The following is a 284-nucleotide window of genomic DNA, read 5'->3' as shown; positions in this document are numbered from 1 at the left end:
GTCTTGCCGATGGTTATTATGGCCATGTCGTTGCCCTTGGCGGCCTTGTCGAGCATGTCTTGCGGCAGCTCCATCTCGTCGATGAGCTTCTCCGGCAGGAAGCGGTCCCTTTCTTTCTTGCCTTTGTCCAGCGCCGCCTTGGCCTTTGGAATGTAGTCGAGGTAGGCCTTCTGTACTTTCCTGTCAATCCTGAGTCCGGCGTTCCCGAGTCCTTCGGTGAGGCTTACCACGTAGGCGTGGTTGACGTTACCCGAGCCCGTTCCTCCCGCTATGAAGTCGTAGGA

General features: G+C 57.4%; 1 protein-coding gene. It reads right to left on the bottom strand.

Translation table 11 applies throughout. The annotated features are described in order from the left end of the window. The coding region (locus H6A07_RS09705; RefSeq protein ID WP_204814718.1) for a hypothetical protein at positions 1-284 on the bottom strand (284 nt) is incomplete at both ends.

Origin of the sequence: Olsenella uli (assembly GCF_016899935.1) — a bacterium.
GTDB lineage: Bacteria > Actinomycetota > Coriobacteriia > Coriobacteriales > Atopobiaceae > Thermophilibacter > Thermophilibacter uli_B.
Note: the sequence above shows the minus strand (reverse complement) of the source record. Positions and strands in the feature narration are given on the sequence as shown.